Here is a 5,792-nt window from a genome sequence, read left to right as displayed (position 1 = left end):
TGGCCTACGAGATGGGCCGCATCACCGCCGTCGAGGCGCGCGCCGTGGGGATCCACATGGCGTTCGCGCCGGTGGTGGACGTCAACAACAACCCGCAGAACCCCATCATCAACGTGCGCAGCTACGGCGCCGACCCGGCCGCCGTGGCGCGCTTCGCCCGCGCGCACGTGCGCGGCCTCCAGGACCACGGCATGATCGCCACCGCCAAGCACTTCCCCGGGCACGGCGACACCGGCACCGACTCCCACCTCGAGCTGCCGGTGATCGGAGTGGACCGCGCGCGCGCCGACTCCGTGGAGCTCGTGCCGTTCGGCGCCGTGATCGACGCCGGCGCGGGCGCGGTGATGAGCGCGCACATAGCGTTCCCGGCGCTGACCGGCGACTCCGTGCCCGCGACGCTCAACCCCGCCCTGCTGGACGGCCTGCTGCGCGGCGAGCTGGCGTTCGACGGGATCGTGGTCACGGACGCGCTCGTGATGGGGGGCATCGTGCGCGCGTACGGCGAGGGCGACGCCGCGATCCTGGCCGTGCGCGCGGGTGCCGACCTGCTCCTCATCCCGCGCAGCGTGCCGCGCACCATAGACGCGATCGAGCGCGCGGTGGAGGCCGGCGAACTGAGCGGGGAGCGGATCGACGCGTCGGTCCGCAAGCTGCTGGGGGCGAAGGCGGCGCTCGGCCTCAACGACGAGCGGCTCGTCGACTTCTCGCGGATCCCGGAGCGCCTGGGCACGCGGGCGCACGCGCGCGTGGCCGAGGAGGTCGCGTCGCGCGCGATCACCGCGGTGCGGGACCGGGACGGGCGCCTGCCGCTGCGCCGCACCGGCCGCGTGCTGGCGGTGGTCTACAGCGACGACCCGAACGACCCGGACCCGGCCGCGCCGTTCCGCGCCGCGCTCGACGAGCGCATCCCGGGGCTTCGCACCATCACCGTGGACGACCACGACCTGCCGCTCCTGGCCGACTCCCTGAGGCGCGCCGCCGACGGCGCCGACGCGGTGATCTTCGCGCCGTTCGTGCGCGTCCGCGCCTGGCAGGGAGACCTGCAGTTCTCGGAGGAAGCGGCGGCGTTCGCCGAGTACGTGGAGGGCGAAGGGATCCCACTGGTGGTCACCTCGTTCGGCAGCCCGTACCTGCTCCAGCGCATCCCCAGCGCCGGCACCTACGTGATCGCGTGGGGCCAGGAGCCGGTGACGCAGCGGGCCGCGGCGGCCGCCTTGCTGGGGGAGAGGCCCATCGAAGGGACCCTGCCCATCTCCATCCCGCCGTTCGCCGAGGTGGGCGACGGCCTGTTCGTCCCGGGTGACGGCGAGGCGCTGGGCAGCGCCCGCGATGACCTGCTGCGCGAGGCGCCCCCGGAAGAGGTGGGACTCGCGGCGGACGGGCTCGCCGCGGTCGACTCGACGGTGGAGGCGTGGATCGCCCGCGGAGCGGCTCCGGGCGCCGCGCTGGCCGTGGGGCGGCGGGGCCGGCTGGTGCGCCTGCGGGGCTACGGGCACCTGGATTGGGCGCCCGGGGCGCCCGCGGTGGACGATTCCACCATCTGGGACCTGGCCTCGCTCACGAAGACCCTCGCCACCACGACGGCGGTGATGATGCTGGCGGACGCCGGCGACGTGGAGCTCGACGCACCTCTGCGCAGGTACCTGAGCGAGTGGCCGGCCGCCGGCCCACTGGCGCCGGTGTCGCTGCGCAACCTGTTGCGCCACGACTCGGGGCTGCCGGCCTTCGAGCGCCTGTGGCTGACGCCCGGCGCCAGCGAGCGGCCGGTAAGGGCGATCGCCGCGCTGGACCCAGCGTACGAACGCGGTGAACGCACGGTCTACAGCGACCTGGGGCCGATCCTCGTCGGCAAGGTGATCGAGCGCGTGTCCGGGCTCGGGCTGGACGAGTTCGTCCGCCGCTACGTGATCGGACCGCTGTCCCTCCGCGAGACCGGCTTCAGCCCCGAGCAGACGGCCTTCCCGTGCCAGTGCCTGCAGCGCGTGGCGCCCACCGAGGTGGACCGGGCCGGCGGGCGGGGCCACGTGCGGGGCTCCGTGCACGACCCGAACGCCTTCGCGCTGGGCGGAGTGGCCGGCCACGCGGGGCTGTTCTCCAGCGCCCGCGACCTGGCCGTCCTCGCCCAGTTCGTGATGGATCGCGGGCGCTTCGCGGGTCGCGAGCTCGTGCGCTCGTCCACCGTCGAGACGTTCGTCCGCACGCAGGGGCCTGGTACCACCCGGGCGCTGGGGTGGGACACCCCGAGCGAGCGCAGCAGCGCTGGAGACCTGTTTTCCGAGCGCTCCTTCGGGCACACCGGGTTCACCGGCACGTCGCTGTGGTTCGATCCGGACCAGGACCTGTTCGTGGTCCTGCTGACCAACAGGATCAACCCGTCGGCGGCGAACCGCATGATCTTCGATTTGCGGCGCGACGTGCACGACGCCGTCCAACGTGCCATCGTCGACACCCCCGCGCGGCCGCGCCCGAACGTAGCGCGACGCTGATCGTGAGGAACAACCCGAGGAGAAGAATGCCTGGAATCGCACGCGTGCTTTCGGCCGCGCTGGTGGGGATCGTGCTGGCCGCCATGGGCGCCACCGCGCAGGACATCGACCTCCCGGGCGCGGTGGAGATCCGCGAATGGCGGGTGCCCTACCTGAACAGCCGCCCGCGCGATCCCTACGTCGCGCCGGACGGCCGCGTGTGGTTCGTGGGACAGCGCACCCACTACGTAGCCGTGCTCGACCCGGAGTCCGGGGAGTTCACGCGCTTCCCGCTGGACGACGGCGCCGGCCCGCACAACCTCATCGTGGACGACGAGGGCGCCATATGGTACGCGGGCAACCGGGCGCGGCACATCGGCATCATGGACCCCGAAACCGGCGCCGTCGAGAAGGTCATGATGCCCGACGAGGCGGCGCGCGACCCGCACACGCTGGTCTTCAGCGGCGACGACCACATCTGGTTCACGCTGCAGAGCTCCAACAAGGTCGGCCGCCTCACGCGCAGCACCCGCGAGGTGGAGCTGCTCGACGTGCCCACCCAGGCCGCCAGGCCGTACGGCATAGCGGTGGACGGCGCCGGGCGGCCCTGGATCGCGGAGGTGGGCACCAACGTCCTCGGCACCGTGGACCCGGCCACCATGGAGTACGAGGAAATCCGGCTGCCGCGCTCCGAGGCTCGCCCGCGCCGCATCGGGCTGACCACCGACGGCGGTGTCTGGTACGTGGACTACGCGCAGGGCTACGTGGGGCGGCTCGACCCCGAGACCCGCGCGGTTCGCGAGTGGCGCGCGCCGGGGGCGGAGCAGTCGGGTCCGTACGCCATGGCGATCGACGACCGGGACCGCATCTGGTTCGTCGAAACGCGGCAGCAACCGAACATGCTGATCGGCTTCGATCCCGAAACAGAATACTTCTTCGTGAAGACCGCCATTCCGAGCGGCGGCGGCTCGGTGAGGCACATGGTCTTCCACGCCCCCACTCGCACAATCTGGTTCGGCACCGACGCCAACACCGTCGGTCGCGTGACCGTCCCCTGAGCCGAAGGTCGCCTCCGAAGGCCCCGGCCCGGTGAGCGGTCTGGGGCCGCTGGATCTCGCCGTCGTCGGGGTCTACCTGGCGGGGGTGGTGGCCCTCGGCACCTTGGCAGGGGGCCGGCAGGAGAGCACGCGCGACTACTTCCTCGCGGGGAGCGGGCTCCCCTGGTGGGCCATCTCCCTCTCCGTGGTGGCGACCGAAACCAGCGCGCTCACCTTCATCAGCGTGCCGGCCGTGTCCTACGGCGGGGACTTCTGGTTCCTGCAACTGGCGGCGGGCTATCTGGTGGGCCGCGTTGCGGTCGCCGCGCTGCTGCTGCCCGGTTACTTCCGCGGCGACTACCTCACCGCGTACGCCTTCCTCGAGCACCGCTTCGGCCCCTCCGCTCGCCGCTTCGCCTCGGTGGCGTTCCTCGTTACCCGCGCGCTCGGAGACAGCGTGCGCCTCTTCGCCGTGGCAATCCCCGTGGCGCTCGTGACCGGACTGCCTTACGCCGGCGCCATCGCGCTCGCCGGGGGCGCGACGCTGCTCTACACGTACCGCGGCGGCCTGCGCTCGGTGGTCTGGGTGGACGTGGCGCAGATGGCCCTGTACGTGGTGGGCGGGGTGGCCGCGCTCGTGCTGCTGGTGCGCGCGGTGCCGGGCGGGTGGGAGGGCATCGTGGCCGCGGGCCGCGACGCCGGCCGCTTCCGGATCCTCCATGTGGCCGGGGGGCCTGCGGACGCGCGCTGGGTGGTCACCGGCCTGGTGGGCGGGGCGTTCCTCTCCCTCGCGAGCCACGGCGTCGACCACCTGATCGTGCAGCGCCTGCTGGCGGCGCGTGGGCTGGCCGCGGCGCGGCGCGCGGTGGTGGCGAGCGGGTTCCTGGTGTTCGCGCAATTCGCGCTTTTCCTCACCGTGGGCGTGGGCCTGTTCGCCTACTACGGAGGCAGGCCGTTCGCGACCAACGACGAGGTGCTCACGGCCTTCGTGATCGAGCGGTTCCCGCCGGGACTGGCGGGGCTGATCGTGGCCGCGCTGCTGGCCGCCGCGATGTCCACCGTGTCGTCTTCGCTGAACGCGCTGGCCTCGTCCACCACGCTGGATCTGTACGCGCCGCTCACCGGCAGATCCGGCGCCGACCTGCTCAGGGCGGGCCGCAGGTTTACCCTGGCCTGGGCGGTTATCCTGACCGGCGGCGCGATCCTGTTCCAGTTCGCGGCTTCGGACACGCCGGTGGTCGTGGTCGCGCTTCAGGTGGCATCGTTCACCTACGGCGGGCTGCTGGGCGCCTACCTGCTGGGCCTGGTGGTGCCCGCCGCGGGCGAGCGCCAGGTGGTCATCGCCATGGCGACAACGTTCATGATCATGACCGCGCTGTGGGCGGTTCAGCAGTTCGGGGTCGTACGCCCGCTCTTCCACGGGCTGTGGTACGCTGCGGTCGGCGCGCTCCTGACCGTCGTGGTCGGCTGGGGAGCCACGCGAGCCGCCGGCGGTGTCAGGAGAATATCCGTGAAAGGTTCGAGCGAAGTGAGAGAGAGGTCATCATCGGGTCACCGAAACGTCACAGATCGATGAGGCTACGCGTTGAGATGTCAGCTTTAGGTTGGGGCGGATCGCTTGCCCGGGCCGTAGGGCGACTTTACCTTGGCGCCGCATGAATCCCGCCAGCACGCCAGGGCCGTTCGTTCCCGAACGGGTGGAAAAGCCCTGGGGACACGAACTGATATGGGCAGTTGCGCCCGGTTACGTGGGTAAGGTCCTGGTTGTTCGGGCGGGCCACGCGCTGTCCCTGCAGTACCACGAGAAGAAGGATGAGACGCTGCACCTTCTTCGCGGACGGGTGAAGCTGTGGGTGGGAAGTTCGCAGGACGAGTTGCGGGAGGTGGGGCTGGAGGTCGGGGAGAGTATTCGACTCGTTCAGGGAACGCTGCACCGCCTGGAAGCGGTGAGCGACGTGGAGATTCTGGAGGCCTCCACGCCCGAGTTGGATGACGTCGTCAGGGTGCAGGACCGCTACGGGCGCGTCTGACCCACCCTCGACGGCGCGGGCGTACCTGGGGCTGGGCTCCAACGTCGGCGACCGACGCGCGAATATGACCGCCGGCCTCGAGTTGCTCGGGGCGGTGATCGAAATAGATGGGCTGTCCTGGGTGTACCGGACGGAGCCCCTCGGCAACGCGGCCCAGCCCGATTTCTGGAACCTGGCCGCGACCGGCGTCACGGGTTCGACGCCAGAGGCATTGCTCGAGGCGATCCACCGAATCGAGGACCAGCTCGGAAGAGAGCGGA

5 protein-coding genes are annotated in these 5,792 nt (G+C 71.5%); all 5 read left to right on the top strand.

The window, feature by feature from the left end; genetic code table 11:
* Positions 1–2,486: glycoside hydrolase family 3 N-terminal domain-containing protein (locus ABFS34_15565; protein MEN8376846.1), on the top strand; the 2,486-nt coding region annotated here is incomplete at its 5' end.
* Positions 2,487–2,512: 26 nt separating this feature from the next.
* A complete protein-coding gene (locus tag ABFS34_15560; protein ID MEN8376845.1) occupies positions 2,513–3,523 on the top strand; it encodes a lyase in 1,011 nt (336 codons plus the stop codon).
* Between the two features lie 31 nt (positions 3,524–3,554).
* Positions 3,555–5,078 (top strand): sodium:solute symporter, encoded by a 1,524-nt coding sequence (locus ABFS34_15555; protein MEN8376844.1) that lies wholly within the window; start codon positions 3,555–3,557, stop codon positions 5,076–5,078.
* Between the two features lie 79 nt (positions 5,079–5,157).
* Positions 5,158–5,532 (top strand): cupin, encoded by a 375-nt coding sequence (locus tag ABFS34_15550; GenBank protein MEN8376843.1) that lies wholly within the window; start codon positions 5,158–5,160, stop codon positions 5,530–5,532.
* Positions 5,533–5,596: 64 nt separating this feature from the next.
* Positions 5,597–5,792 (top strand): 2-amino-4-hydroxy-6-hydroxymethyldihydropteridine diphosphokinase (locus tag ABFS34_15545; GenBank protein ID MEN8376842.1); only part of this gene is annotated, 196 nt, incomplete at its 3' end.

The organism is Gemmatimonadota bacterium, assembly GCA_039715185.1.
In the GTDB taxonomy this organism is placed as follows: domain Bacteria; phylum Gemmatimonadota; class Gemmatimonadetes; order Longimicrobiales; family RSA9; genus DATHRK01.
This window is presented reverse-complemented; position numbering and strand designations above follow the sequence as displayed.

Coding starts and splice junctions, on each gene's coding strand:
- ABFS34_15560 (MEN8376845.1), top strand. CDS start 2,513: ATGCCTGGAATCGCACGCGTGCTTTCGGCCGCGCTGGTGGGGATCGTG.
- ABFS34_15550 (MEN8376843.1), top strand. CDS start 5,158: ATGAATCCCGCCAGCACGCCAGGGCCGTTCGTTCCCGAACGGGTGGAA.